The organism is Staphylococcus gallinarum, assembly GCF_029774255.1.
Classification (GTDB): domain Bacteria; phylum Bacillota; class Bacilli; order Staphylococcales; family Staphylococcaceae; genus Staphylococcus; species Staphylococcus gallinarum.
The window spans coordinates 831,240-856,880 of the sequence record NZ_CP069082.1; the positions used below are offsets into that span (position 1 = coordinate 831,240).

Annotated in this window: 18 protein-coding genes, 6 tRNA genes and 3 rRNA genes; 25 read left to right on the plus strand and 2 right to left on the minus strand. The window is 35.9% G+C overall.

Going from position 1 to position 25,641, the window contains the following annotated elements; translation table 11 throughout:
- Positions 1 to 12: 12 nt before the first annotated feature.
- The 3 genes from JN168_RS03675 to JN168_RS03685 all read left to right on the plus strand — a co-directional run bounded on the left by JN168_RS03675 (position 13) and on the right by JN168_RS03685 (position 3,593).
- Positions 13 to 1,047, plus strand: a complete 1,035-nt coding sequence (locus JN168_RS03675; RefSeq protein ID WP_107513138.1) for a FecCD family ABC transporter permease — start codon at positions 13 to 15, stop codon at positions 1,045 to 1,047.
- On the plus strand, positions 1,044 to 2,006 hold the full coding sequence (locus tag JN168_RS03680) for an iron chelate uptake ABC transporter family permease subunit (RefSeq protein WP_042739049.1): 963 nt from the start codon (positions 1,044 to 1,046) through the stop codon (positions 2,004 to 2,006). Before JN168_RS03675 ends, JN168_RS03680 begins: the two co-directional genes overlap by 4 nt.
- 213 nt (positions 2,007 to 2,219) lie before the next feature.
- Complete coding sequence (locus JN168_RS03685; RefSeq protein ID WP_042739048.1) at positions 2,220 to 3,593, plus strand: YjiH family protein; 1,374 nt, start codon at positions 2,220 to 2,222, stop codon at positions 3,591 to 3,593.
- Positions 3,594 to 4,298: 705 nt separating this feature from the next.
- Here the strand turns inward: JN168_RS03685 and JN168_RS03690 are convergent.
- On the minus strand, positions 4,299 to 4,610 hold the full coding sequence (locus JN168_RS03690; RefSeq protein ID WP_042739047.1) for a heme oxygenase: 312 nt from the start codon (positions 4,608 to 4,610) through the stop codon (positions 4,299 to 4,301).
- Between the two features lie 236 nt (positions 4,611 to 4,846).
- Here JN168_RS03690 and JN168_RS03695 point away from each other — a divergent pair, with 236 nt between their 5' ends.
- Positions 4,847 to 5,662 (plus strand): carbon-nitrogen hydrolase family protein, encoded by an 816-nt coding sequence (locus JN168_RS03695; protein WP_279526182.1) that lies wholly within the window; start codon positions 4,847 to 4,849, stop codon positions 5,660 to 5,662.
- On the plus strand, positions 5,649 to 6,974 hold the full coding sequence (locus tag JN168_RS03700; protein WP_042739045.1) for an APC family permease: 1,326 nt from the start codon (positions 5,649 to 5,651) through the stop codon (positions 6,972 to 6,974). The genes JN168_RS03695 and JN168_RS03700 overlap by 14 nt, the downstream gene beginning before the upstream one ends.
- A 235-nt stretch (positions 6,975 to 7,209) precedes the next feature.
- On the opposite strand, the gene JN168_RS03705 is transcribed toward JN168_RS03700, so the two are convergent.
- On the minus strand, positions 7,210 to 7,470 hold the full coding sequence (locus JN168_RS03705; RefSeq protein ID WP_042739044.1) for a SunI/YnzG family protein: 261 nt from the start codon (positions 7,468 to 7,470) through the stop codon (positions 7,210 to 7,212).
- A 175-nt stretch (positions 7,471 to 7,645) separates the two neighbouring features.
- Between JN168_RS03705 and JN168_RS03710 the strand changes: the two genes are divergently transcribed.
- The 20 genes from JN168_RS03710 (at position 7,646) to glmM (ending at position 25,592) form a co-directional block, all read left to right on the plus strand.
- A complete protein-coding gene (locus JN168_RS03710) occupies positions 7,646 to 8,149 on the plus strand; it encodes a metal-dependent hydrolase (protein WP_042739043.1) in 504 nt (167 codons plus the stop codon).
- Between the two features lie 114 nt (positions 8,150 to 8,263).
- Positions 8,264 to 9,451, plus strand: a complete 1,188-nt coding sequence (locus JN168_RS03715) for a UTP--glucose-1-phosphate uridylyltransferase (RefSeq protein ID WP_042739042.1) — start codon at positions 8,264 to 8,266, stop codon at positions 9,449 to 9,451.
- A gap of 18 nt (positions 9,452 to 9,469) precedes the next feature.
- Positions 9,470 to 10,150, plus strand: coding sequence for a PAQR family membrane homeostasis protein TrhA (gene trhA / locus JN168_RS03720; RefSeq protein WP_042739041.1), 681 nt, complete (start codon positions 9,470 to 9,472; stop codon positions 10,148 to 10,150).
- Between the two features lie 333 nt (positions 10,151 to 10,483).
- On the plus strand, positions 10,484 to 11,839 hold the full coding sequence (gene sdrM / locus JN168_RS03725) for a multidrug efflux MFS transporter SdrM (protein WP_042739040.1): 1,356 nt from the start codon (positions 10,484 to 10,486) through the stop codon (positions 11,837 to 11,839).
- 164 nt (positions 11,840 to 12,003) lie between these two features.
- Positions 12,004 to 12,459 carry a SepA family multidrug efflux transporter gene (locus JN168_RS03730; protein WP_042739039.1) on the plus strand — a complete coding sequence of 152 codons (456 nt, stop codon included), beginning with the start codon at positions 12,004 to 12,006 and terminating at the stop codon, positions 12,457 to 12,459.
- A gap of 71 nt (positions 12,460 to 12,530) precedes the next feature.
- Positions 12,531 to 13,976 carry an MDR family MFS transporter gene (locus JN168_RS03735; RefSeq protein WP_042739038.1) on the plus strand — a complete coding sequence of 482 codons (1,446 nt, stop codon included), beginning with the start codon at positions 12,531 to 12,533 and terminating at the stop codon, positions 13,974 to 13,976.
- A gap of 188 nt (positions 13,977 to 14,164) precedes the next feature.
- Entirely contained in the window at positions 14,165 to 15,229 is a 1,065-nt protein-coding gene (locus tag JN168_RS03740; RefSeq protein WP_042739037.1) for a P-loop NTPase, read from the plus strand.
- A 497-nt stretch (positions 15,230 to 15,726) separates the two neighbouring features.
- Positions 15,727 to 17,279: ribosomal RNA gene (locus tag JN168_RS03745) — 16S ribosomal RNA — on the plus strand.
- A gap of 281 nt (positions 17,280 to 17,560) precedes the next feature.
- A 23S ribosomal RNA gene (locus tag JN168_RS03750) occupies positions 17,561 to 20,482 on the plus strand.
- A gap of 78 nt (positions 20,483 to 20,560) precedes the next feature.
- Positions 20,561 to 20,675 (plus strand): 5S ribosomal RNA (rrf, locus tag JN168_RS03755).
- Together the 16S, 23S and 5S rRNA genes with 6 tRNA genes alongside form the textbook arrangement of a ribosomal RNA operon.
- A gap of 11 nt (positions 20,676 to 20,686) precedes the next feature.
- Positions 20,687 to 20,761: transfer RNA gene (locus JN168_RS03760), tRNA-Asn, on the plus strand.
- Positions 20,762 to 20,764: 3 nt separating this feature from the next.
- A tRNA-Glu gene (locus tag JN168_RS03765) sits at positions 20,765 to 20,836 on the plus strand.
- An 8-nt stretch (positions 20,837 to 20,844) separates the two neighbouring features.
- A tRNA-Val gene (locus JN168_RS03770) sits at positions 20,845 to 20,920 on the plus strand.
- A 15-nt stretch (positions 20,921 to 20,935) separates the two neighbouring features.
- A tRNA-Tyr gene (locus JN168_RS03775) sits at positions 20,936 to 21,019 on the plus strand.
- Positions 21,020 to 21,023: 4 nt separating this feature from the next.
- A tRNA-Gln gene (locus tag JN168_RS03780) sits at positions 21,024 to 21,098 on the plus strand.
- Positions 21,099 to 21,101: 3 nt separating this feature from the next.
- A tRNA-Lys gene (locus tag JN168_RS03785) sits at positions 21,102 to 21,174 on the plus strand.
- A 259-nt stretch (positions 21,175 to 21,433) separates the two neighbouring features.
- Complete coding sequence (gene rocF / locus JN168_RS03790) at positions 21,434 to 22,342, plus strand: arginase (RefSeq protein WP_229366908.1); 909 nt, start codon at positions 21,434 to 21,436, stop codon at positions 22,340 to 22,342.
- A gap of 131 nt (positions 22,343 to 22,473) precedes the next feature.
- A complete protein-coding gene (cdaA, locus tag JN168_RS03795) occupies positions 22,474 to 23,280 on the plus strand; it encodes a diadenylate cyclase CdaA (RefSeq protein ID WP_042739451.1) in 807 nt (268 codons plus the stop codon).
- Entirely contained in the window at positions 23,281 to 24,213 is a 933-nt protein-coding gene (locus tag JN168_RS03800; protein WP_042739452.1) for a CdaR family protein, read from the plus strand.
- Positions 24,214 to 24,239: 26 nt separating this feature from the next.
- On the plus strand, positions 24,240 to 25,592 hold the full coding sequence (gene glmM, locus JN168_RS03805) for a phosphoglucosamine mutase (RefSeq protein ID WP_279526183.1): 1,353 nt from the start codon (positions 24,240 to 24,242) through the stop codon (positions 25,590 to 25,592).
- Positions 25,593 to 25,641 lie beyond the last annotated feature (49 nt).

The window sequence follows — 25,641 nt, forward strand, 5'->3', positions numbered from 1 at the left end:
GGTGAATGGTAAATGACTAAATTAACAAATGTTAGTCAGACCGACACAAAAGATCATAACATGTCAAAACGCACAACACTCACTTTTTTAGTGAGTGTATGTGCGCTTTTTGTCATTATTTATTTTAATCTTAGTGTTGGCTCGTCTCACATAGGTTTGGGAGATTTTAAGAACTATTTTTGGGATCATGTAGATACAAAGCAAACTTTTTTAATACATAATGTAAGAATGCCTAGAATGCTTGCCGGTCTTTTTATAGGTGCAGCGTTAGGTCTAGCCGGTTTACTTATGCAAGCAATGACGAGAAACCCACTTGCTTCACCACAAATTTTTGGTGTTAACGCAGGTGCATCGTTTGTTATTGTTACAATAACTATGATTATTCCTGCGCTAACTGCATACTCAACATTGTTGGCATTTATTGGGGCATTTATCGGTGGATTAACAGTTTATCTATTGTCAGGTTCAGCTAGAGGAATGACACCTGTTAAACTTGCATTAGCTGGTATGGCAATTCATTTGTTTTTCTCAAGTTTAACGCAAGGCATAATTCTACTTAACGAAGATTCTACAACAACGGTAATGTTTTGGTTAGTCGGATCTTTATCAAGTATAAAATGGGCACAAATAATCGGTATCATACCTTGGTTAGTTATGGCATTTATAGCTACGATAATTATTTCAAGGCAATTGACGATTATGGAACTTGGTGAAGATTTAGCTACTGCTCTAGGTCAGAATGTTAAAGTAATTAGAATCGTTACAGGATTGCTGGTTATTGTTCTTGCAGGAACATCCGTTTCAATTGCAGGTCCAATTGGTTTTGTTGGGTTAATTGTCCCTCACATTGTAAAGCATTATATTCGTACAGATTACAAGCTTATGGTGCCATTAACAATGATAATAGGTGCTGATTTATTGCTACTATCTGATGTGCTTTCTAGATTAATCACATACCCGTTTGAATCACCAGTTGGTATCGTGACGTCATTTATTGGCGCACTTTATTTCTTAGCAATAACGATTAGAGGGGTGGATCGTATATGATTCAACGTTTATCTTTTAAATATACAATCGTTGTCATATTGTTGCTTGTATCGTCAATTGTATCGCTTTCTGTTGGAGCTGTATTTATTAATCCGATTAACGTTATAAAAAGCTTACTATTACACGATAATTTTATATTAAATGAATATCGTACGCCGAGAATGTTACTTGCGCTAATCGTCGGATGTAGTTTGGCGATATCGGGGTCGTTAATACAGGGTGTTGTTAGAAATCCACTTGCTTCACCAGATGTTATTGGTATAACTAAGGGAGCAAGTCTCTCTGCAGTAACAATTATAATGCTATTTCCGTCAGCACCATTATTTGTTTTACCTTTCGGCTCATTTGCAGGTGCATTAGTAATTAGTTTAATTTTGACTACGTTAATTTCTAAGTTTAATGTACAAGGTTCTAAACTAGCATTGATTGGATTAGCAATTGGAGCGATTTGTACGGCAATTGTGCAATTTCTATTAATTCGCAACCCGCAAGATGCAAACACAGCATTAGTGTGGTTAACAGGTAGCTTGTATGGACATAATATGTCTAATGTATATGTATTATTACCGTGGTTTATCTTATCATTACCTGTTATATTTTACTTCTGTCATCAGTTAGATATTTTAACGCTTGGTGATGATATAGCTATTGCACTAGGTACGAAAGTAAAAATGATTAAAATGATTTTACTATTTCTAGCTGTAACTTTAGCAGGGGCTTCTATTTCAGTCGTTGGTGGATTAAGCTTCCTAGGTCTAATAGCGCCACATATCGCTAGACGAATGGTAGGACATAAACATATTCATATTACAACTATGTCGGGGTTGATTGGCGCACTAATATTAGTAATTAGTGATGGTTTAGCAAGAGGCATTCATCCACCAATCGATATTCCGGTAGGTGTTGTAGTAGCAATAGTGGGTGTACCATACTTTTTATTCTTATTGAGAAAAATATAAGTTTTCAACTGTAATAGGAATTTTAAAGCAAATATATATAAAGTTGGTTATAAATTTACTCAAAAAGTAGATTTATAGGCCAACTTTTTTTATGATAGGAATAATAAATGAAGTGTCATAGAATTTACATTTACATAATTATACATTATAGGTTATAATTATTGCTGTTGTTTTTTGTACGAAACTTAAATGACGTGAAAAGGAGGTCGTTTGATGAATCAATATAATAAATCGCAAATTGTCCGTGGTCGACTTAAATTTATAATTATGTCTTTAATTGGTATTATTCTTTTTTTAGTTCCCGTGACAGCAACAGTTGACGGTGAAAAGCAAAAAACGTTACCAGTAGCATTTTTAGCTGGCGTGTTAAAGGACTTAATAGGTGGAGCAATGCCAACACTAATTGTAGTAATCATTACATTATCAGGAATTTTGACAGTGTTATGTTCTACAGTATTTAAAAATAAATTAAAACCAGATAGTTTAATGAACAATGCGTTTAATGTGCGTTGGGTTTGGCTCGTACTGAGAGTTATCGCAGTTATTTTTGTATGGATGACTTATTTAAAAGTGGGAAGTAAAGTTATTTACTCAAGTGATACGGGTGGTTTAGTATTCGATAGTTTATTGCCTACCTTAGTAACTGTATTTCTATTTGCAGCTTTATTCTTACCATTACTGATGGAATATGGATTGTTAGAATTACTGGGACCTTTATTTAGACCGATTATGCGTCCATTATTTACATTACCAGGTCGCTCTACAGTTGATAATTTAGCTTCATTTATTGGGGATGGTACAGTAGGCGTCTTGATTACGAGTAGACAGTATGAAGAGGGTTTCTATTCTAGACGTGAAGCAACTGTAATTTCAACAACATTTAGTGTGGTGTCACTAACTTTTGCTATTGTTGTTGCTAGTACGGTACACATGGAAAAGCATTTCTTTTATTTTTATTTAACTGTTATAGTTTCTTGTCTAGTCTGTGCGTTTATTTTGCCACGTATTTGGCCATTAAATAAAATTAAAGATGAATATGCAAAGGAAGTATCAGAAGAGACTAGAACAGAGCGTTTACCTGAAAATAAAACCGCGCTTGGACATGGCTTTGACATGGCTACAGAAGTAGGAATTAAGGCACCAGGATTTATTGCTTTCTTTAAATCAGGTTTTAAGACTGTAATTGATATGTGGTTTGTTATCTTACCAGTAGTTATGGCGATTGGGACAATAGCTACGATTATAGCGAATTATACTTCTGTGTTTGCCATTATAGGTAAACCGTTTGTACCGTATTTGGAATTATTGCAAATTCCGGAAGCAGCTCAAGCTTCAGAAACTGTATTAATAGGTTTTGCTGATATGTTCTTGCCTTCTATATTGATAGAAGGGGTTGGCAATAATATTACATTATTTGTAATAGGTGCTTTAAGTATAACGCAATTAATTTATTTATCTGAAGTTGGTGGTGTTATTTTAGGTTCGAAGATACCAGTAAGTATCTTTAAATTGTTTATTATCTTTTTAATAAGAACAATTATTTCATTACCGATTATTGCTTTAATGGCGCATCTTTATTTTAATTAAGTTTGATATAAGTTAGTATGACTGTCGATTAAGATTTGATCTTATCGACAGTTTTTTTATTGTTAATTGAAAATAAGGTGCACGCTTTCCGTGGGCCCAGCCTCAGCCTGTAGTCTTCGGCATGTGCTTATCCCACAGGAGTCGGCACCATTTTCAAATAAAAAAGTAATAATACTTATGGAACTGACTACTTAATGTATTATCGCTTAAAGCTAAATTCAAATAATAATGGATAAGATAGGTTCTTTTGTCATCATTTTATTGTTAATTGAAAATATGGTACACGCTTTCCGTGGGCCCAGCCTCAGCCTGTAGTCTTCGGCATGTGCTTATCCCACAGGAGTCGGCACCATTTTCAAATAAAAAAGTAATAATACTTATGGAACTGACTACTTAATGTATTATCGCTTAAAGCTAAATTCAAATAATAGTGAAATAAGATAGATTGATGTAGCAATCAATTGATTTAAAATAATCAAGACATTGTCACCCTCATCACTGATTAATTAAATGTTCTATATTAATATTAAATTGAATTCTAATTCGTATCCGATATTACAAATATAGATTAGACATTTTCTCAACACTTAAACGCTACTTAAAAAACGATATGCACGACAGCTATACGTACAAAAAAACAAACTAAATGCCAAAGGACACTTAGTTTGTTTCATATAATATATTAATTAAAGCTAAATCATAACTTTAATTTAATTTCGATAGTACGGTTGCCTTAACAACCTCATTACCTAGTACAGGTGATTCCTCTGAATTTTTTGATTTGCCGCTGTGTGCTTCTTTAAAGGCATCACTTGATAACCAACCTTTGAAATCATCTTCAGATTCCCACCATGTATTTACATACATTTGATCGTAATCCGCTTCATTTTCTATTTGCCAAACCTCTATTTTGATAAAGCCTTGTAAATCCTCGATTTTACCACCTTTGGTAAAATGTGGTGCCATTTTTTCGGCATAGCCTTTTTTTAAATCAATTCTATTTGTAACTACATACATATCATGCACCTACTTTCTAATTTTGTACTGTTTATTATAACACTTTTCGCTGAAAAATATTTTTATAAACTGGTACCTTAAAAACGTTCTATCTGGTTCTTTTATAACTAACCAGAATTGTAGTAAAATTCAGATAATTAAATTTAATAATTTATTTTTTTCGAAACGAAGGGTGGAATTTATAGAAGTTGCTAGTTATATGAGATTCATTAATTTAATACAAAGGGGATATGTTGATGAAAATTTCATTAGCTCAATTTGAGCCGAATTTAGGAGACTTAAAGCAGAATATTAATGACATATGCGATATTTTAAAAACAGAAAGTCAATTTCAGTCAGATTTAGTACTATTTCCTGAATTATCAATTTCAGGTTATATAGAAGAAACTGAGTTATTAGATCGAGTAGCGATTGAAGATACTTCACGTATTTTACAAAAAATCATGGAAACATGTATTCAATACCATGTTGATACGATAGTTTCATTTCCTGAAGTCGAAAGACAATGCTACTATATTACATCAGTGTATATAGACTGCAATGGGGAAATAATTGGAAAATATAGAAAGACGCATTTATTTGCAAACGAGCAAATGTTATTTGAGCGAGGCGATGAGTTTGTCGTTGTACCATCTAGATTCGGAAACTTTGGCTTAATGATTTGTTATGACTTAGAATTTCCAGAAGTTGCACGAATTTTAAAATTGAAAGGTGCAGAATTAATACTTATATCCACAGCGAATATGGCACCTTATCAAAAACATCAGGATATATATCTTGCTAGTCGAGCGCTAGAAAATGAAATACCTATCGCTATTGCTAATCAATTTGGAGTAAATGGTTCTTTAGTATTTTTTGGTCATAGTGCAGTGTATGATCATAATGCCAATTGTTTATTACAAGTCGATGATAAAGCAACAGTCGAACGTTTGGATTTACAATTAACAACGGAACGTGATCCACAGTTAGATTATATCAATCAATTGCATCCTAATATTTATCAACAATTAAGTCATGCTAAAGGGGAGTGTGATTTTAATGGAACAAGGTAAATTAAAGCAATCTTTATCACTCTATCAAGTTATTATGTTTGGTCTAGCGTATATGGCTCCAATGATAGTGTTTGGAACTTATGGAACTTTGTATGCAACAACAAGTGGTTATGTGCCATATGCCTATTTATTTGCAACAATCGCGATGTTATTTACTGCTTATAGTTATGGGAAAATGGCAAAGGCGTTTCCTTCAGCTGGGTCAGCATATACTTTTGTTTCTAAAAGTTTACATCCATCATTGGGATTTATGGTGGGTTGGACGATAATGTTGGATTATCTATTCTTACCATTAGTTATCTGGTTAATAGGCGCAGAATATTTAACGACAGCTTTTCCATTCATGCCAAATTGGTCGTGGATTATTATTTTTATAATCATCACTACTGCAATTAATATTATTGGTATTAATACTACGACTTCAATGAATTTATTAATCATGTTATTTCAAATATTAGTGATTATAATTTTTTTAGGTTTATGTATATGGAATGTAGTACATGGTATGGGTGAAGGTAGTCTATTAAGTCGTCATATATTTGCTATAGCAGGTCACCATATGTCGCCTGTACTGGCTGGTGCCTCAATTGCGTGTTACTCTTTCTTAGGATTTGATGCGGTTACTACACTTGCTGAAGAAACTAAAAATCCAAGCAAGACGATACCAAGAGCTATAATGCTTATAACCATTATAGGTGGCTTTATTTTTGTAGCGGTCGCGTATGTATTATCGATTACAGTTCCTAATTTCAATGTAATTCATAATACAGAATCAGCAGCATTTGAAATTGCAAAAATTGTTGGAGGTAATTTCTTATCAGCTTTATTTTTAAGTGGATTAATCTTAGCTCAATTTGCTTCAGGTTTATCAGCGCAAACGAGTGGCGCTCGTATATTATATGCGATGGGAAGAGATGGAGTACTAAATAAGCGAATTTTTGGTTTTGTGGATAAAAAACATCAAACCCCTATATTTAATCTTATATTTATTGGGATTATTGGTACTATAGGTGTGTTTATGACTATTAGTACGTCTACTTCTTTTATTAATTTTGGTGCATTTATTTCTTTTGCTTTTGTTAATATTTCTGTAATTGCTTATTATTATATAAAATTAAAGCAAAGAGAAGGATTCAAAAAATTGAGTTACTTATTTATACCAGCAATAGGTTGTATACTAGATATCAGTCTATTTGTGAGTTTAGACATACATGCCTTAATACTCGGTTCTGCATGGACGTGTATAGGATTTATCTATTTACTTGTATTGACTAAATGTTTTTCAAAATTACCACCAAGTTTAGCAATATAGATTTAACTGACAAGAGATTAATGATATATATTATGCAACAGTTTTTGAAATGTATTGAAGAATGGTGGAGTAATTTTTGTCATAAAAATTACTGCTCCATTCTTTATATTTATATTTGAAATATATTGAACTCAAAAAAGACGAGATTCCGAAAAACGAAATCTCGTCTATTTATTAATGACTGATATTAACATCAGCTGAATTTAATTATTATTTTAAAGGCAGTTTAAAACGATTATTTAGTTATTTCATTGTAAATCTTTTGATCATTTTGCGTATAAATAATGTATTCATGGTCTTTTGTATCAATAATTACTCGGTTAGTTTTACCGAAAGTTGAACCAATACGAGATACTTTATCTCTGTCTAATTTAGGCACTGCATGAATATTTTGATCTTGTGAAATATTTGTAATTTCACTTGTTGGAATTTTAATATCTGCTACTCTCCACTGAATTCGTACCTCATTATTGTCTTTTTTAACTGTCATTGCCATAAATGAACACATCCTTTAAATAATTTGTAGCTATATCATACAATATAATGAAATCGTTTTCAAGAGATTAGGTGATACTTATTTAAATTAGGTTATACTAATTACATGAACCGAAAGTATGTTCGCGTTTTGTGCGCTTTTATGGTAAAATATAGCATATTAAGGAGTGATGAATGTGACAGGTAAGACCCATGCCTCATGCGGTTTATTAGTAGGCGCATTAACTACAGAATATTACCATACTGATTTGTTTACATCTATTACTATTATAACGCTTGCTATTATTTCAAGCTTATTACCTGATATTTGTCATACACAAAGTAAGATTGGTAGAAGATTTAAATTATTGAGTTTAATTATTAGACTTATGTTCGGTCATCGAACCTTTACCCATTCTATATTGTTTATATCTATTATTACGGGGATATTATATTTTATTCAAACACCTAGTCATTATTTAATAGCAATTGTATGTGGCTTGTGTTCACATGTTATACTAGATATGTTAACGCCTAGAGGAGTTAAATTATTTTATCCGGTACCGATAAGTGTGAAGTTCCCGATTGTATTTAAGACGGGCGGTATGATAGATTTATCTCTTGCAAGTGCTTTATCAATTGGTGCATTTTATTTGTTTTTCAAATCATTTGTTGATGATTTAATCATGAAATTATTATGATTACAGTTGTATATGCTGTAATTATAATATAAAGTGAGAATACAGAATTTATAAAATCACTGTGTAAATAAAATATATTTTTTATATAATCTTTAGTCAATAAGGAGCGAAAATATGCTAGACAAGAAAGAGTTAGAAAAGTATAATCAAGCACATTTAATTGAATTTGAAAAAATGATGAGTTCAAATGAAAAGGAACAATTAGCTAATAAGGTTGACTCATTAAACTTATCTAACATTCGAGATTTGTACGAAGATTTATATGTGAATAAGCAAGTTATAGATGATGTAACTGAAGTTGATGAAGTCAAATACGAAGTCAAAAATACATTATCAGAATCATTGTTAAATGAATATGAAAGTATTGGAATAGATGCAATTAAAAATGGCAAGTTTGCAGTTTTATTAATGGCCGGTGGTCAAGGTACGCGTTTAGGGTATAAGGGACCTAAAGGTTCATTTGAAATCGAGGGTGTAAGTTTGTTTGAGTTACAGGCGAAACAACTTATTGCGTTACACGAACAAACGGGTGTCTATATCGATTGGTATATAATGACGAGCAAAGTAAATAATAGAGAAACTCAATTATATTTTGAAGATCAAGGTTATTTTGGCTATGATGCTGAGCATATACATTTCTTTGAACAGGATAACATTGTTGCATTATCTGAAGAAGGTAAACTGGTCTTGGATGCTGATGGGAATATTTTAGAGACACCAAATGGTAATGGTGGTGTGTTCAAATCCCTTAAAAAAGCTGGCTATTTAGCTGAAATGTTAGAAAATGGCGTTGAGTACATCTTTTTAAATAATATTGATAATGTTTTAGTTAAAGTATTGGATCCGGTATTTGTTGGCTATACTTATAAGAACAGTAAGGAAATTACAACGAAATCTATTCAACCTAAACCTAATGAAAGTGTGGGTAGATTAGTACATGTAAATCAAAAGGATACGGTCTATGAATATTCCGAACTAGACGAAGCTGCTGCTAATCAATTTAATAACGCAAATATTGGCATACATGCATTTAAACTATTATTCATCAATGATGTTGTAGACTATGATTTACCATATCATCTTGCAATAAAGAATTTAAAGCAATTAGATGAAGATTTTGGGGTCATTGAACAACCGACGTTAAAATTTGAATTATTTTATTTTGATATATTCAAATACGCAAATAGTTTTATTACATTACAAGTAGATAGAAATCAAGAATTTTCACCTTTAAAGAATAAAGAAGGTAAAGATAGTGTCGAAACAGCAACTGCTGATTTGAAAAGCATGAACTTGATTTAATAGAAGGTGGTATGCCAAATGGCAGATACAATAAAAGTAAATAAAAAGATGAGAAAGTCTTTTAATGACATCATACCTTTAACCTTTGGAGAAGAATTGGGAAATTCGATTTCACATGGTGTAGGTGCAATGTTGGTATTGTTGGCACTTCCGTATGCGGCAGTTCAAAGTTATATTGATAATGGATTCTTAGGCACATTAAGTGTGTCAGTCTATTTAATAAGTATTTTTATGATGTTTTTAGCATCTACAATTTATCATGCAATGCAAAATGATTCACCACATAAATATGTAATGAGAATTATTGATCATAGTATGATATTTTTAGCAATTGCTGGTACTTATACGCCTGTGTTTCTTATCATAGTAGGTGGATGGTTAGGTTGGCTTGCAATGGCCATATTATGGGGAATAACAATTTGGGGTATTCTTTATAAATCCTTAGCTAAATATGTAAATCATAAATTAAGTTTAACGATGTATTTAGTTATGGGATGGATGGGTATTTTATTTTCCCCTTTAATTGTAATAAAAACGTCAGCGTTGTTTATTACTTTTATCGTCCTAGGTGGACTGGCATATACTGGAGGCGCTTGGTTCTATGCTCAAAAGGAAAGACCTTATTTCCATATGATATGGCATTTATTTATAATCATCGCGTCAGCATGTCATTTTATCGCTATCATTTTCTTGATTTAATTCAGAATAAAAGTTTTGTAATTAATATATCAAGTTTGAAAGCTCATCCTTAGAAAATGACTGTATATGAATGCTTATAAATTTGAAAGTGTTCAAAGTTAAGTAACTAAATATTTAATTAAATTTCAGGTTAATCTCGTTCTTTACGAGGTTAACCATTTTTAATGTTAATTTAGCAAAAACGCCAGCATGTTATTTGTATTACCGTTAATATACGATAATTTCTGTATCGGTCAAATGGTGTAATTTGACCTTTAGTTATTGCACATCTTTCAAATTAATGGTTTATTTTAAAAGTACTTGATTCAATAAAATCAGGTTAGGAGGTATGTTATGAATATAAAATCTATAGGTATTGTTATAGCATTATTATTAATTATGTTCATGTCTGCAATTGAAACTTCTATTGTGTCATTAGCGTTACCGACAATAAAGGATGATTTAAATGTCACTTCATCTATCTCATTGATTTTTGCTGTTTATTTTATTGCCATTGTAATTGCGAATCCAATAGTTGGGGAATTACTTGAACGTACTAGAATGATTTACATAACAATGTTTGGTTTGTTATGTTTCACGATCGGTAGTTTATTTTCAGGACTAAGTGAAACATTTACTATATTAATTATTTCAAGATTTATACAAGGATTGGGTGCAGGAATAATGATGGCCTTATGTCAAATTGTTCCTAAACTTGCATTTGAAATTCCACTGCGCTATAAAATTATGGGGATAGTTGGTAGCGTTTGGGGCATTTCAAGTATTATTGGGCCGGTACTAGGTGGTGGAATACTTGAATTTGCATCATGGCATTGGTTGTTTTTTGTAAATATTCCAATTGCAATATTAGCAATGGTACTTGCATTGATGACCTTCCATTTCGATAACGAAACCTCATCGACTGAGAATGGTCGCAAGAGTAAGCTAGATATTAGAGGTTTAACACTTTTCTACATATTTATATTCTTTTTATTATTTGCAGTTATGAATACGTCTCATATTTATTTGAATGTAATTGCATTTGTAGTAGCCTGTATCGTTGCAATGATTTTATATAAAAATGAAAAATCGATCAGTATGCCATTCGTACCTGTTAAAGAATTTAACAAAATGATAGTACTCGTTTTTACGACTGACTTTCTATATGCAATTATGTTAATGGGGTATAACCTTTATATGCCAGTTTATTTACAAGAAGAATTGAAATTATCGCCGTTACAAAGTGGGTTTGTCATTTTCCCAATATCATTTGCTTGGTTAATGTTAAACTTTTCCTTAGCAAAAATTGAAATGCGCTTATCACGAAAGATGCTATATTTGGCTGCTTTTACATCATTGCTACTATGTTCAATTTTAGTGTTTGTCGGTACAGAACACCCACTATTTATAGCATTTAGTTTGTTGTTTGCGGGTGTAAGTTTTGGAACAGTTTATACTAAAGACAGTGTGATTACTCAAGAAGAAACATCTCCTGAACATATGAAGCGGATGATGTCACTTTATACATTGACGAAGAGTTTAGGGAATTCGATTGGTTCAACCATAATGGGTTATGTGTATGCAATGTCAATATTGTTTATAGGCCTACAAATTCATAATGTATTATTGTTAGTTTGTATTATTCTATTCATTTTAATTATTTTATGGTCTTTCATGTATAAACCGCACATAGATAACAATGGTAGTTAGCAATATGACAGACGATGAGTTGAAACAAGAGTTGAAATATTGGAATTTTAGCTCTTGTTTTTTGTATTTGGTAACTACTTGTTATAATGGTAGTATATTAATATTATTGTTTGGAATAAGTTCTAAGAAGCTGAACTATTATTTGAAGGGGAGGACAGTAAGCAATGAAATATATAAGATACTTGATAACCACGCTTATTGTACTTTCTGTGTTTATTATTTCAGGTGCTATATTTTTAGCGTTTTTAGGCTTCGGTTTATATGGACTCAGTAGAATTTTGATTTATTTCCATTTAGCATACTTCGGTTATAATAAAAACTTTTACGATAACTTATTTTATTATGGTAGCTATATCGTATTAGGTTATTTCACATTATTTATCATTGAAAATTTAATGGATTATTTTAGAAAGAAATTACCAGACAATCCTTACTTTCAAGGATTAACTTATCACTTAATTACATTTACTGTAACCACTTTGTTATTCTACTTCATTGTTCACATACACTATACTTATATCAATATTGATTTTTGGGTTATTGTCGTTATTATTGGAATATTATTTATATGCAAAGAAATCTTTTATCCCGATAGTGAAAATTTAAATCAAAAAAAGTAAGCAAATGACGATAGTATGTCAAAGTTAAGATAATGCTATCGTCATTCTGTTGAATATTAAGGAGTGACAATATGCAAAATCAAACACTACCTAAGTCACAAAGAAATATGATTGTTGCAGTTATGATTGTGAGCGCTTTTGTAGCAATATTGAACCAGACTTTATTAAATACGGCTCTGCCTCATATTATGAAAGGTCTTCACATCACTGAAAACACATCACAATGGCTGGTAACAGGGTTTATGCTAGTCAATGGTGTTATGATTCCATTAACTGCATTTTTAATGGATAAAATTAAAACACGTCCATTATTCTTAATGGCGATGGGGATTTTTTTAATTGGTTCTATTGTAGCGGCTTTAGCACCTACTTTTCCTATATTAATGTTAGCTCGTGTAATCCAAGCTATTGGTGCAGGAGTGATAATGCCATTAATGCAATTCACATTATTTATGCTATTTCCAAAGGATGAGCGAGGATTTGCTATGGGATTAGCTGGTTTAGTTATACAGTTTGCTCCTGCTATTGGACCTACACTTTCAGGGGTGATTGTTGATACCATGAGTTGGCGTATGCCATTCGTAGTAGTTGTAATAGTAGCGTCTTTAGGATTTATTTTCGGAGCTATTTTCTTAAAAAGTTATAACGAGACTAAAGATACAAAATTAGATAAACGTTCAGTTATATATTCTACTTTAGGCTTCGGCTTGATGCTTTATGCATTTAGTAGTGCAGGTAATTTAGGATTTCATAATCCAATAGTGTTAGTATCACTTGCAATTAGTTTAGTAATTATTGGTGCATTTATTAGAAGACAGATTCGCATTAGTAATCCACTATTAAATATTATTGTATTTAAAAATAAAGTATTCTGTCTAACAACTATTTCATCGATGATAGTAATGTTATCAATGGTTGGACCAGCATTATTAATTCCATTATATGTTCAAAATGCCTTAGGGTTGTCAGCGTTATTGTCAGGACTGGTGATTATGCCAGGAGCAATTATCAATGGTGTGATGTCTATCTTTACCGGGAAATTCTATGATAAGTATGGTGCTAGACCACTTGTCTTAACAGGTTTCACTTTATTAACTATTTTCACAGTTATGTTGTGTTTCTTAAAGGCGGATACATCATATACGTATCTCATTATTGTGTATGCATTAAGAATGTTTTCAGTTTCATTATTGATGATGCCACTGAATACAGCAGGAATTAATTCACTAAGTAATAAAAATATTTCTCACGGAACAGCAATTAGTAACTTTGGACGTGTCACAGCTGGGTCGTTAGGTACTGCATTAATGGTAACCATAATGTCAATTGGATCAAAAAACTTTGCGCCTGATCCAAGTGCCAATGAATCACAGGCAATGATACAGAGACAAGCAATAGCTGCAGGTGTTGATCTTTCTTTTGCTGTTGTGAGTGTATTGGTGTTTATCGGACTGATTATTGCTTGCTTTATAAAAGAAAATAGAGCAGAAACAAAAGTGAATACAAGAGAAGTGTAGACTTCTTGCCGAGGAGTTAGTCATTTATTTTTATAAATTATAAATAAATTGAGCTAACTCCTTTTTTATTAGTTAAAATATATTTATACTGGAGACAACGATTAACAACAAATGTAGGTATAGTTTGTTAGAATTAATTTATTCATATAGTAAAGATTTTAAGTATGTAACTTTAAGGGGGACGCATTGTGTTAACGATCGAGCAAGTTAAATCAATAGTAGGTGAAATCAAAGACCCTATCATTGGTGTACCATTGAAAGAGTCAGAAGGTATTGTAGATGTCTCAATAAAGGAAGAGATTGAGCATGTTAGTGTGAAAATTGCTATTGCTCAATTAGGTGGACAACCTCAATTAGAATTGCAAATGGCAATTGTTGAAGCTTTAAAAGAAAATGGAGCGAACACGGTAGGAATAAGATTCGAAGAACTACCTTCAGATAAAGTTGAATCATATAGAGGCGTAAATGATGATCAGCCACAAACAATAGAAGGTTTATTGTCAAAAGATAATCCAGTTGAATTTATTGCGATTGCATCAGGTAAAGGTGGCGTCGGTAAATCAACAGTCGCTGTTAATTTAGCAGTATCACTTGCCAGAGAAGGTAAGAAAGTCGGATTAGTAGATGCAGATATATATGGTTTTAGTGTTCCAGATATGATGGGCATCGATGAAAAACCGGGTGTACAAGGTAAAGAAATCATTCCTGTAGAACGACATGGGGTCAAAGTTATATCAATGGCATTCTTTGTGGAAGAAAATGCACCAGTTATATGGCGAGGTCCAATGCTAGGTAAAATGCTTACGAATTTCTTTATGGAAGTGCGTTGGGGTGAATTAGATTATCTATTATTAGATTTACCACCTGGAACTGGTGATGTTGCGTTAGACGTCCATTCTATGTTGCCTTCTAGTAAAGAAATTATTGTAACAACACCTCATCCAACAGCAGCGTTCGTAGCTGCTAGAGCTGGAGCAATGGCGAAACATACTGAACATTCAATCTTAGGCGTTATTGAAAATATGTCTTATTTTGAAAGTAAAGAGACTGGAAATAAAGAATATGTATTTGGTTCAGGTGGAGGAGAAAAACTTGCTGAAGAACTACAAACAGATCTCCTAGGGCAATTACCATTGGAACAACCATCATGGAATCCGAAAGATTTTGCACCTTCAATTTATCAAGAGGATGATAAATTAGGGCAAATATATCAATCAATAGCGCAACAAATTATTGAAAAAACAGCTAAATAAAGCTGATTTAAGGATGGAGAGAAATTATTTTAATTTCTCTCCATTTTTTACTTGCATTTATTTGTAATGATGTTAGAATTATATCTTGTGACCTGACAACAGGCGCTACAGACGCAACAAAAAAACAATTTATAAATCACTAAAATAATTGTTGACTTTGATTGTGAGACTTGATATTATATAAAAGTCGTCAAAAACGGCAAAAACATTATTTAATATCTTTTTGAAAAAAGTGTAAAAAATATACTTGTTAACTTCAAAATAATAGTTTAATATTATTAAAGTAATGTTAATTGATTGTTACGAAATATTAATTTCTTATTGACAAGATATTGACAGACATGATATAGTAATAAAGCAACTATTTAAATGAACATTGAAAACTGAATTGCAATATGTCAACGTTAATTCCGAACACAACGATAATCGTTGGTTCAAAAAAACGTGTTAATGATAACACAAATTAGTATTTTATGAGCTAATCAAACATCATAATTTTTATGGAGAGTTTGATCCTGGCTCAGGATGAACGCTGGCGGCGTGCCTAATACATGCAAGTCGAGCGAACAGATAAGGAGCTTGCTCCTTTGACGTTAGCGGCGGACGGGTGAGTAACACGTGGGTAACCTACCTATAAGACTGGAATAACTCCGGGAAACCGGGGCTAATGCCGGATAACATATAGAACCGCATGGTTCTATAGTGAAAGATGGTTTTGCTATCACTTATAGATGGACCCGCGCCGTATTAGCTAGTTGGTAAGGTAATGGCTTACCAAGGCGACGATACGTAGCCGACCTGAGAGGGTGATCGGCCACACTGGAACTGAGACACGGTCCAGACTCCTACGGGAGGCAGCAGTAGGGAATCTTCCGCAATGGGCGAAAGCCTGACGGAGCAACGCCGCGTGAGTGATGAAGGGTTTCGGCTCGTAAAACTCTGTTATTAGGGAAGAACATATGTGTAAGTAACTGTGCACATCTTGACGGTACCTAATCAGAAAGCCACGGCTAACTACGTGCCAGCAGCCGCGGTAATACGTAGGTGGCAAGCGTTATCCGGAATTATTGGGCGTAAAGCGCGCGTAGGCGGTTTCTTAAGTCTGATGTGAAAGCCCACGGCTCAACCGTGGAGGGTCATTGGAAACTGGGAAACTTGAGTGCAGAAGAGGAAAGTGGAATTCCATGTGTAGCGGTGAAATGCGCAGAGATATGGAGGAACACCAGTGGCGAAGGCGACTTTCTGGTCTGTAACTGACGCTGATGTGCGAAAGCGTGGGGATCAAACAGGATTAGATACCCTGGTAGTCCACGCCGTAAACGATGAGTGCTAAGTGTTAGGGGGTTTCCGCCCCTTAGTGCTGCAGCTAACGCATTAAGCACTCCGCCTGGGGAGTACGACCGCAAGGTTGAAACTCAAAGGAATTGACGGGGACCCGCACAAGCGGTGGAGCATGTGGTTTAATTCGAAGCAACGCGAAGAACCTTACCAAATCTTGACATCCTTTGACCACTCTAGAGATAGAGCTTTCCCCTTCGGGGGACAAAGTGACAGGTGGTGCATGGTTGTCGTCAGCTCGTGTCGTGAGATGTTGGGTTAAGTCCCGCAACGAGCGCAACCCTTAAGCTTAGTTGCCATCATTAAGTTGGGCACTCTAGGTTGACTGCCGGTGACAAACCGGAGGAAGGTGGGGATGACGTCAAATCATCATGCCCCTTATGATTTGGGCTACACACGTGCTACAATGGACAATACAAAGGGCAGCTAAACCGCGAGGTCATGCAAATCCCATAAAGTTGTTCTCAGTTCGGATTGTAGTCTGCAACTCGACTACATGAAGCTGGAATCGCTAGTAATCGTAGATCAGCATGCTACGGTGAATACGTTCCCGGGTCTTGTACACACCGCCCGTCACACCACGAGAGTTTGTAACACCCGAAGCCGGTGGAGTAACCATTTATGGAGCTAGCCGTCGAAGGTGGGACAAATGATTGGGGTGAAGTCGTAACAAGGTAGCCGTATCGGAAGGTGCGGCTGGATCACCTCCTTTCTAAGGATATATTCGGAACATCTTCTTTAGAAGATGATAAGAGGAATAACATTGACATATTGTATTCAGTTTTGAATGCTCATTTAGAGGATTCAAAGATTGTACATTGAAAACTAGATAAGTAAGTAAAATATATAGATTTTACCAAGCAAAACCGAGTGAATTAGAGTTTTAAAAAAGCTTGAATTCAAAAAGAAATAATCGCTAGTGTTCGAAAGAACACTCACAGATTAATAACATTTTGGGTTTTCAAACAACGACGTTGTATTGGAAAACAAAAAGATTAAGTTATTAAGGGCGCACGGTGGATGCCTTGGCACTAGAAGCCGATGAAGGACGTTACTAACGACGATATGCTTTGGGGAGCTGTAAGTAAGCTTTGATCCAGAGATTTCCGAATGGGGAAACCCAGCACGAGTTATGTCGTGTTATCGATATGTGAATACATAGCATATCTGAAGGCAGACGCGGAGAACTGAAACATCTTAGTACCCGCAGGAAGAGAAAGAAAAATCGATTCCCTGAGTAGCGGCGAGCGAAACGGGAACAGCCCAAACCAACGAGCTTGCTTGTTGGGGTTGTAGGACACTCTATACGGAGTTACAAAGGAATAAATTAGACGAATCATTTGGAAAGATGAATCATAGAAGGTAATAATCCTGTAGTCGAAAGTTTATTCTCTCTTGAGTGGATCCTGAGTACGACGGAGCACGTGAAATTCCGTCGGAATCTGGGAGGACCATCTCCTAAGGCTAAATACTCTCTAGTGACCGATAGTGAACCAGTACCGTGAGGGAAAGGTGAAAAGTACCCCGGAAGGGGAGTGAAATAGAACTTGAAACCGTGTGCTTACAAGTAGTCAGAGCCCGTTAATGGGTGATGGCGTGCCTTTTGTAGAATGAACCGGCGAGTTACGATTTGATGCAAGGTTAAGCAGTGAATGTGGAGCCGTAGCGAAAGCGAGTCTGAATAGGGCGTTGAGTATTTGGTCGTAGACCCGAAACCAGGTGATCTACCCATGACCAGGCTGAAGTTCAGGTAACACTGAATGGAGGGCCGAACCGACTTACGTTGAAAAGTGAGCGGATGAGTTGTGGGTAGCGGAGAAATTCCAATCGAACCTGGAGATAGCTGGTTCTCTCCGAAATAGCTTTAGGGCTAGCCTCAAGTGATGATTATTGGAGGTAGAGCACTGTTTGGACGAGGGGCCCTTCTCGGGTTACCGAATTCAGACAAACTCCGAATGCCAATCAATTTAACTTGGGAGTCAGAACGCGGGTGATAAGGTCCGTGTTCGAAAGGGAAACAGCCCAGACCACCAGCTAAGGTCCCAAAATATATGTTAAGTGGAAAAGGATGTGGCGTTGCCCAGACAACTAGGATGTTGGCTTAGAAGCAGCCATCATTTAAAGAGTGCGTAATAGCTCACTAGTCGAGTGACACTGCGCCGAAAATGTACCGGGGCTAAACATATTACCGAAGCTGTGGATTGTCCGTAGGACAATGGTAGGAGAGCGTTCTAAGGGCGTTGAAGCATGATCGCAAGGACATGTGGAGCGCTTAGAAGTGAGAATGCCGGTGTGAGTAGCGAAAGACGGGTGAGAATCCCGTCCACCGATTGACTAAGGTTTCCAGAGGAAGGCTCGTCCGCTCTGGGTTAGTCGGGTCCTAAGCTGAGGCCGACAGGCGTAGGCGATGGATAACAGGTTGATATTCCTGTACCACCATAATTCGTTTTAAGCGATGGGGGGACGCAGTAGGATAGGCGAAGCGTGCTGTTGGAGTGCACGTCCAAGCAATGAGACTGAGTATTAGGCAAATCCGGTACTCTTAAGGTCAAGTTGTGATGGGGAGAGGAAATTGTTTCCTCGAGTCGTTGATTTCACACTGCCAAGAAAAGCCTCTAGCTAGAAGTGTGGTGCCCGTACCGCAAACCGACACAGGTAGTCAAGATGAGAATTCTAAGGTGAGCGAGCGAACTCTCGTTAAGGAACTCGGCAAAATGACCCCGTAACTTCGGGAGAAGGGGTGCTCTTTAGGGTTAACGCCCAGGAGAGCCGCAGTGAATAGGCCCAAGCGACTGTTTATCAAAAACACAGGTCTCTGCTAAACCGTAAGGTGATGTATAGGGGCTGACGCCTGCCCGGTGCTGGAAGGTTAAGAGGAGTGGTTAGCTTCTGCGAAGCTACGAATCGAAGCCCCAGTAAACGGCGGCCGTAACTATAACGGTCCTAAGGTAGCGAAATTCCTTGTCGGGTAAGTTCCGACCCGCACGAAAGGCGTAACGATTTGGGCACTGTCTCAACGAGAGACTCGGTGAAATCATAGTACCTGTGAAGATGCAGGTTACCCGCGACAGGACGGAAAGACCCCGTGGAGCTTTACTGTAGTCTGATATTGAAATTCGTCACAGCTTGTACAGGATAGGTAGGAGCCGTTGATACGTGAGCGCTAGCTTACGTGGAGGCGTTGGTGGGATACTACCCTCGCTGTGTTGGATTTCTAACCCGCACCATTTATCATGGTGGGAGACAGTGTCAGATGGGCAGTTTGACTGGGGCGGTCGCCTCCTAAAGAGTAACGGAGGCGCTCAAAGGTTTCCTCAGAATGGTTGGAAATCATTCATAGAGTGTAAAGGCATAAGGAAGCTTGACTGCGAGACCTACAAGTCGAGCAGGGTCGAAAGACGGACTTAGTGATCCGGTGGTTCCGCATGGAAGGGCCATCGCTCAACGGATAAAAGCTACCCCGGGGATAACAGGCTTATCTCCCCCAAGAGTTCACATCGACGGGGAGGTTTGGCACCTCGATGTCGGCTCATCGCATCCTGGGGCTGTAGTCGGTCCCAAGGGTTGGGCTGTTCGCCCATTAAAGCGGTACGCGAGCTGGGTTCAGAACGTCGTGAGACAGTTCGGTCCCTATCCGTCGTGGGCGTAGGAAATTTGAGAGGAGCTGTCCTTAGTACGAGAGGACCGGGATGGACATACCTCTGGTGTACCAGTTGTCGTGCCAACGGCATCGCTGGGTAGCTATGTATGGACGGGATAAGTGCTGAAAGCATCTAAGCATGAAGCCCCCCTCAAGATGAGATTTCCCAACTTCGGTTATAAGATCCCTCAAAGATGATGAGGTTAATAGGTTCGAGGTGGAAGCGTAGCGATACGTGGAGCTGACGAATACTAATCGATCGAAGACTTAATCAATTTTATAAACCGTTTTGATTGGTAATTATATTTTACTTACTATCTAGTTTTGAATGTATAATTTAATACATTTCATTGTCTGGTGACAATGGCAAGGAGGTCACACCTGTTCCCATGCCGAACACAGAAGTTAAGCTCCTTAGCGCCGATGGTAGTCGGACTTACGTTCCGCAAGAGTAGGACGTTGCCAGGCAGTTATATTATTCCACAGTAGCTCAGTGGTAGAGCTATCGGCTGTTAACCGATCGGTCGTAGGTTCGAGTCCTACCTGTGGAGCCATATGGCCCCGTGGTCAAGCGGTTAAGACACCGCCCTTTCACGGCGGTAACACGGGTTCGAGTCCCGTCGGGGTCATTACATACGGAGGATTAGCTCAGCTGGGAGAGCATCTGCCTTACAAGCAGAGGGTCGGCGGTTCGAACCCGTCATCCTCCACCATTTAATTGAATATGCGGAGGGGTAGCGAAGTGGCTAAACGCGGCGGACTGTAAATCCGCTCCTTCGGGTTCGGCAGTTCGAATCTGCCCCCCTCCACCATTAATGGGCTATAGCCAAGCGGTAAGGCAACGGACTTTGACTCCGTCACGCGCTGGTTCGAATCCAGCTAGCCCAGCCATTAGAGCCATTAGCTCAGTTGGTAGAGCATCTGACTTTTAATCAGAGGGTCAGAGGTTCGAATCCTCTATGGCTCACTTAGATAAGCATTTCTCTTCGGAGAAGTGCTTTTTTATTTGTTCTAATAAATTTATTTTTAAAAAACTAATATTTATAATTATGATTTTTAATCCTTAAAGTGGCTGTTTTATTACTATAAAATGTATGATAAACCATTTTTTTGATTGTATATGTAAAATGCTTAATTTATATAAAAAAACCTTTATTATATTGACTTGAAAGTTAATTCTCTTTACCTTATTCTAGTATCACACGATGACAAAGGGGTTTTTATTAATGACAAATCAAGTTATAGATATTATTGGAGCACCATCTACATTTGGACAAAGAAAGTTAGGTGTCGATTTTGGACCTGATGCAATACGTTATGCTGGTTTAGTTGAAAGAATAAAAGCGATAGGTCTAACGGTAAATGACAGAGGTAATATAACTGTTCCAGCTTTGAATTTGGAAAAATTCAATTCTGAACAGAATGGATTGCGTAATTTAGAAGAAATTGAAATTGTTTCACAAAATTTATGTAATGCTGTTTCTAATAGTATTAGTGAAAACCATTTCCCACTTATATTGGGAGGAGACCATTCAATTGCAATTGGCTCAATTTCTGGTGTAAGTCAGCATTATGATAATCTAGGTGTTATTTGGTATGATGCACATGGTGATTTGAATGTACCTGATGAATCACCGTCTGGTAATGTACACGGTATGCCGTTACGTATTTTAGCGGGTGATGGTGATAAGTCGTTAGTTGAAGTTGGAGGAAATAAACCTAAAGTTAAACCAGAAAATATTGTGCTAATTGGTATGAGGGATTTAGATATTGGTGAAAGACAATATATTAAAGACAACAATATCCAAACCTATACAATGGCTGATATTGATCGTATTGGTATTAAGCAAGTAATTGACGAATCTATTGCTTATTTAAAAGATAAAACGGATGGTATTCATTTATCTTTAGATGTTGATGGCCTAGATCCAATTGAAACACCGGGTACTGGAACAAGAGTATTAGGTGGTTTAACTTATAGAGAGAGTCATTTTGCATTAGAATTATTACATAATTCCAAATTAATTACATCAATGGATGTTGTAGAAGTTAATCCACTGATAGATCAGAATAATCATACAGCTGAACAAGCAGTGAGTTTACTTGGTAGCTTCTTTGGTGAAACGTTATTATAAATATATTTTAAGCTGATAAAGTGTAAAGCTATATCAGCTTTTTTAATTGTAAAAAATATATACTTCATATGACAGGTTAGCTATAGATTGGTATAATAATACCATGGGAACAGAATACCGGAGGAGATGTTATGGATTTTTCCAATTTTTTTGATAACTGGAGTACAGTAAAAATTATAGCCGGCGTACTCGACTTACTCATCGTTTGGTATGTACTTTATCTTCTCATTACAGTTTTTAAAGGTACTAAAGCCATTCAATTATTGAAAGGTATTGTGGTCATTGTAATTGGCCAACAGTTGAGTAAGATGTTGAATTTAACAGCGACATCTCGTTTGTTTGACTTAGTAATTCAATGGGGTGTTTTAGCGCTAATTGTTATATTCCAACCAGAGATTAGACGTGCATTAGAACAATTAGGACGCGGAAGCTTGTTCAAACGTTATTCTTCAAACTTGAATAATGATGAAGGTAAATTAATTTCCTCTGTATCTAAAGCTGTCCAATATATGGCTAAACGTCGTATTGGGGCGTTAATTGTTTTTGAAAAGGAAACAGGTTTACAAGATTATATTGAAACAGGTATTGCTATGAATTCTGAGATATCACAGGAATTACTCACAAATGTGTTTATTCCTAATACGCCATTACATGATGGAGCTATGATTATACAAGCAAATAAAATAGCAAGTGCAGCAAGTTATTTACCACTTTCTGATAGCGCAAAGATAGCGAAAAGTTTAGGAACCAGACATAGAGCAGCTGTAGGAATATCTGAGGTTTCAGATGCTTTTACTGTTGTTGTATCTGAAGAAACAGGTTCGATATCTGTTACTTTCGACGGTAAATTGCGTAAAGATATTTCGACTGAAGCATTCGAAGAACTATTGGCTGAACATTGGTTTGGCACACACTTTCAACAGAAAGGTGTGAAGTAGATGTTAGAAAGTAAATGGGGGCTTAGATTAATTGCATTAGTTTTAGCGGTTGTTTTTTTCTTATCTGCGAATAACATGTTCGGTAATATTTTTGATGCGGATCATTTTGGACAAAAATCAAATGATACGCTACAAGAGGTACCTGTACAGGTTAAGTATGATAATAAATCATTGTATGCAAGTGATGTACCTGACAAGGTTGATGTTGAAATTTCAGGACCTCAATCACAAGTGCTCAAGGCTGAGAATGCTGAGAATGTTCGTGCAGTCCTAGATTTCACTGGTGAAAAGGCAGGGAAGCATACTGCACAATTTAAAGTGAATGGTTTAAGCGAGGATATCGATTATACTGTTAAACCTAAGGAAGCAACTGTAAGTCTTGAGAAAAAGGTAAGCAAGAACCTAAAGGTTGAGCCAGATGTGAGTAATAGTGATTTAGATTCAGATTATAAGGTGAGCTCGCAAAAGGTATCTCCTGATACTGTCAAGGTTACAGGTGGTCAAGAACAGATCGATAAGATAGCATATTTAAAAGCAACATATAAAAACAAAAGTAAAATTTCAAAAAATTTAACAGATGCAGCGACAATAACTGCATTTGATAGAAATTTAAATAAAGTAAAGGTATCGATTGAACCGAAAGAGGTAAATCTAACGGTAAAGGTAACTGATTATAGCAAGAAGGTTAAAGTAAGACCGCAAACAACTGGTGAGTTACCAGATAATCTAAAGTTAGATGACATCGATTTAGAAGATAAAGAAATAGAAATATATGGTAATAGAGAGGACTTAGATGATATCAATTCTGTAAAGGCAGAAATTAATTTAGATAATATTACTGAGTCTACAAAGAAAAATATTAAATTAAAAATACCGGACAGTGTGACTAAAGCTAGTTCGCAAGAAACAACTGCTGATATTACTGTAAAATAGATTTCTAATATAAAGGAGATATAATGATGGCAAAATATTTTGGTACAGACGGCGTAAGGGGCGTTGCAAATAAAGAATTAACTCCAGAACTTGCGTTTAAATTAGGGCGTTATGGTGGCTATGTATTAGCACATAACAAAGGAGAGAAACACCCTAAAGTACTAGTTGGTAGAGATACTCGAGTTTCAGGTGAAATGTTAGAGTCAGCGCTTATTGCTGGTTTGATTTCAATTGGTGCAGAGGTAATGCGTTTAGGAGTTATCTCAACACCTGGAGTAGCTTATTTAACACGTGAAATGGAAGCAGCATTAGGTGTTATGATATCAGCTTCTCATAATCCTGTAGCAGATAATGGTATTAAATTCTTCGGTTCAGACGGTTTTAAATTATCTGATGATCAAGAACAAGAAATTGAAGCATTATTAGATCAAGAAAATCCGGATTTACCTCGCCCAGTTGGTGAAGATATTGTTCACTATTCAGATTACTTTGAAGGTGCACAAAAGTATATTAGCTATATCAAATCAACAGTAGATGTAGACTTTGATGGAATGAAGATTGCGCTTGATGGTGCGAATGGTTCGACATCTTCTTTAGCGCCATATTTATTTGGAGATTTAGAAGCAGATACTGTAACAGTAGGTTGTAACCCTAACGGTTATAATATTAATGACGGTGTAGGTTCTACACATCCTGAAGTCTTGGCTAAGAAAGTAGTAGAAGATGAGTGTGACTTTGGATTAGCTTTTGATGGAGATGGTGACAGATTAATTGCTGTTGATGAAAATGGCGAAATCGTTGATGGCGATCAAATCATGTTTATTATCGGTCAAGAAATGGCGAAAAATCAAGAACTAAATGATAATATGATTGTCTCAACTGTTATGAGTAATCTAGGTTTTTACAAGGCATTAGAGAACGAAGGTATCCAATCAAATAAAACTAAAGTTGGAGACCGTTATGTAGTAGAAGAAATGCGAAGAGGCAATTATAATTTAGGCGGAGAACAATCAGGACATATCGTCATGATGGATTATAATACGACGGGTGATGGCTTGTTAACTGGTGTCCAATTAGCAAGTGTCATTAAACTAACTGGTAAGAGCTTAAGTCAATTAGCTAAGCAAATGAAAAAGTACCCACAATCTTTAGTTAACGTACGTGTAACAGATAAATATCGTGTTGAAGAGAATGTTGATGTACAAGAAGCAATGACTAAGGTAGAAGTAGAAATGAATGGCGATGGCCGAATTTTAGTTAGACCTTCTGGTACAGAGCCATTAGTACGTGTAATGGTTGAAGCGGCCACTAATGAAGATGCACAACGCTATGCACAAACAATTGCAGACGTTGTACAAGAGAAAATGGGTTTAGATTAAATTAATAAACTTTAAATTATAAAAAAGTACTATTAACGATGAGTATAGA

Bases quoted from the DNA above. Each gene is read 5' to 3' on its own strand.
- JN168_RS03675 (WP_107513138.1), top strand. From the start codon at position 13: ATGACTAAATTAACAAATGTTAGTCAGACCGACACAAAAGATCATAAC.
- JN168_RS03680 (WP_042739049.1), top strand. From the start codon at position 1,044: ATGATTCAACGTTTATCTTTTAAATATACAATCGTTGTCATATTGTTG.
- JN168_RS03685 (WP_042739048.1), top strand. From the start codon at position 2,220: ATGAATCAATATAATAAATCGCAAATTGTCCGTGGTCGACTTAAATTT.
- JN168_RS03690 (WP_042739047.1), bottom strand. From the start codon at position 4,610: ATGTATGTAGTTACAAATAGAATTGATTTAAAAAAAGGCTATGCCGAA.
- JN168_RS03695 (WP_279526182.1), top strand. From the start codon at position 4,847: ATGAAAATTTCATTAGCTCAATTTGAGCCGAATTTAGGAGACTTAAAG.
- JN168_RS03700 (WP_042739045.1), top strand. From the start codon at position 5,649: ATGGAACAAGGTAAATTAAAGCAATCTTTATCACTCTATCAAGTTATT.
- JN168_RS03705 (WP_042739044.1), bottom strand. From the start codon at position 7,470: ATGGCAATGACAGTTAAAAAAGACAATAATGAGGTACGAATTCAGTGG.
- JN168_RS03715 (WP_042739042.1), top strand. From the start codon at position 8,264: ATGCTAGACAAGAAAGAGTTAGAAAAGTATAATCAAGCACATTTAATT.
- trhA (WP_042739041.1), top strand. From the start codon at position 9,470: ATGGCAGATACAATAAAAGTAAATAAAAAGATGAGAAAGTCTTTTAAT.
- sdrM (WP_042739040.1), top strand. From the start codon at position 10,484: ATGAATATAAAATCTATAGGTATTGTTATAGCATTATTATTAATTATG.
- JN168_RS03730 (WP_042739039.1), top strand. From the start codon at position 12,004: ATGAAATATATAAGATACTTGATAACCACGCTTATTGTACTTTCTGTG.
- JN168_RS03735 (WP_042739038.1), top strand. From the start codon at position 12,531: ATGCAAAATCAAACACTACCTAAGTCACAAAGAAATATGATTGTTGCA.
- rocF (WP_229366908.1), top strand. From the start codon at position 21,434: ATGACAAATCAAGTTATAGATATTATTGGAGCACCATCTACATTTGGA.
- cdaA (WP_042739451.1), top strand. From the start codon at position 22,474: ATGGATTTTTCCAATTTTTTTGATAACTGGAGTACAGTAAAAATTATA.
- JN168_RS03800 (WP_042739452.1), top strand. From the start codon at position 23,281: ATGTTAGAAAGTAAATGGGGGCTTAGATTAATTGCATTAGTTTTAGCG.
- glmM (WP_279526183.1), top strand. From the start codon at position 24,240: ATGGCAAAATATTTTGGTACAGACGGCGTAAGGGGCGTTGCAAATAAA.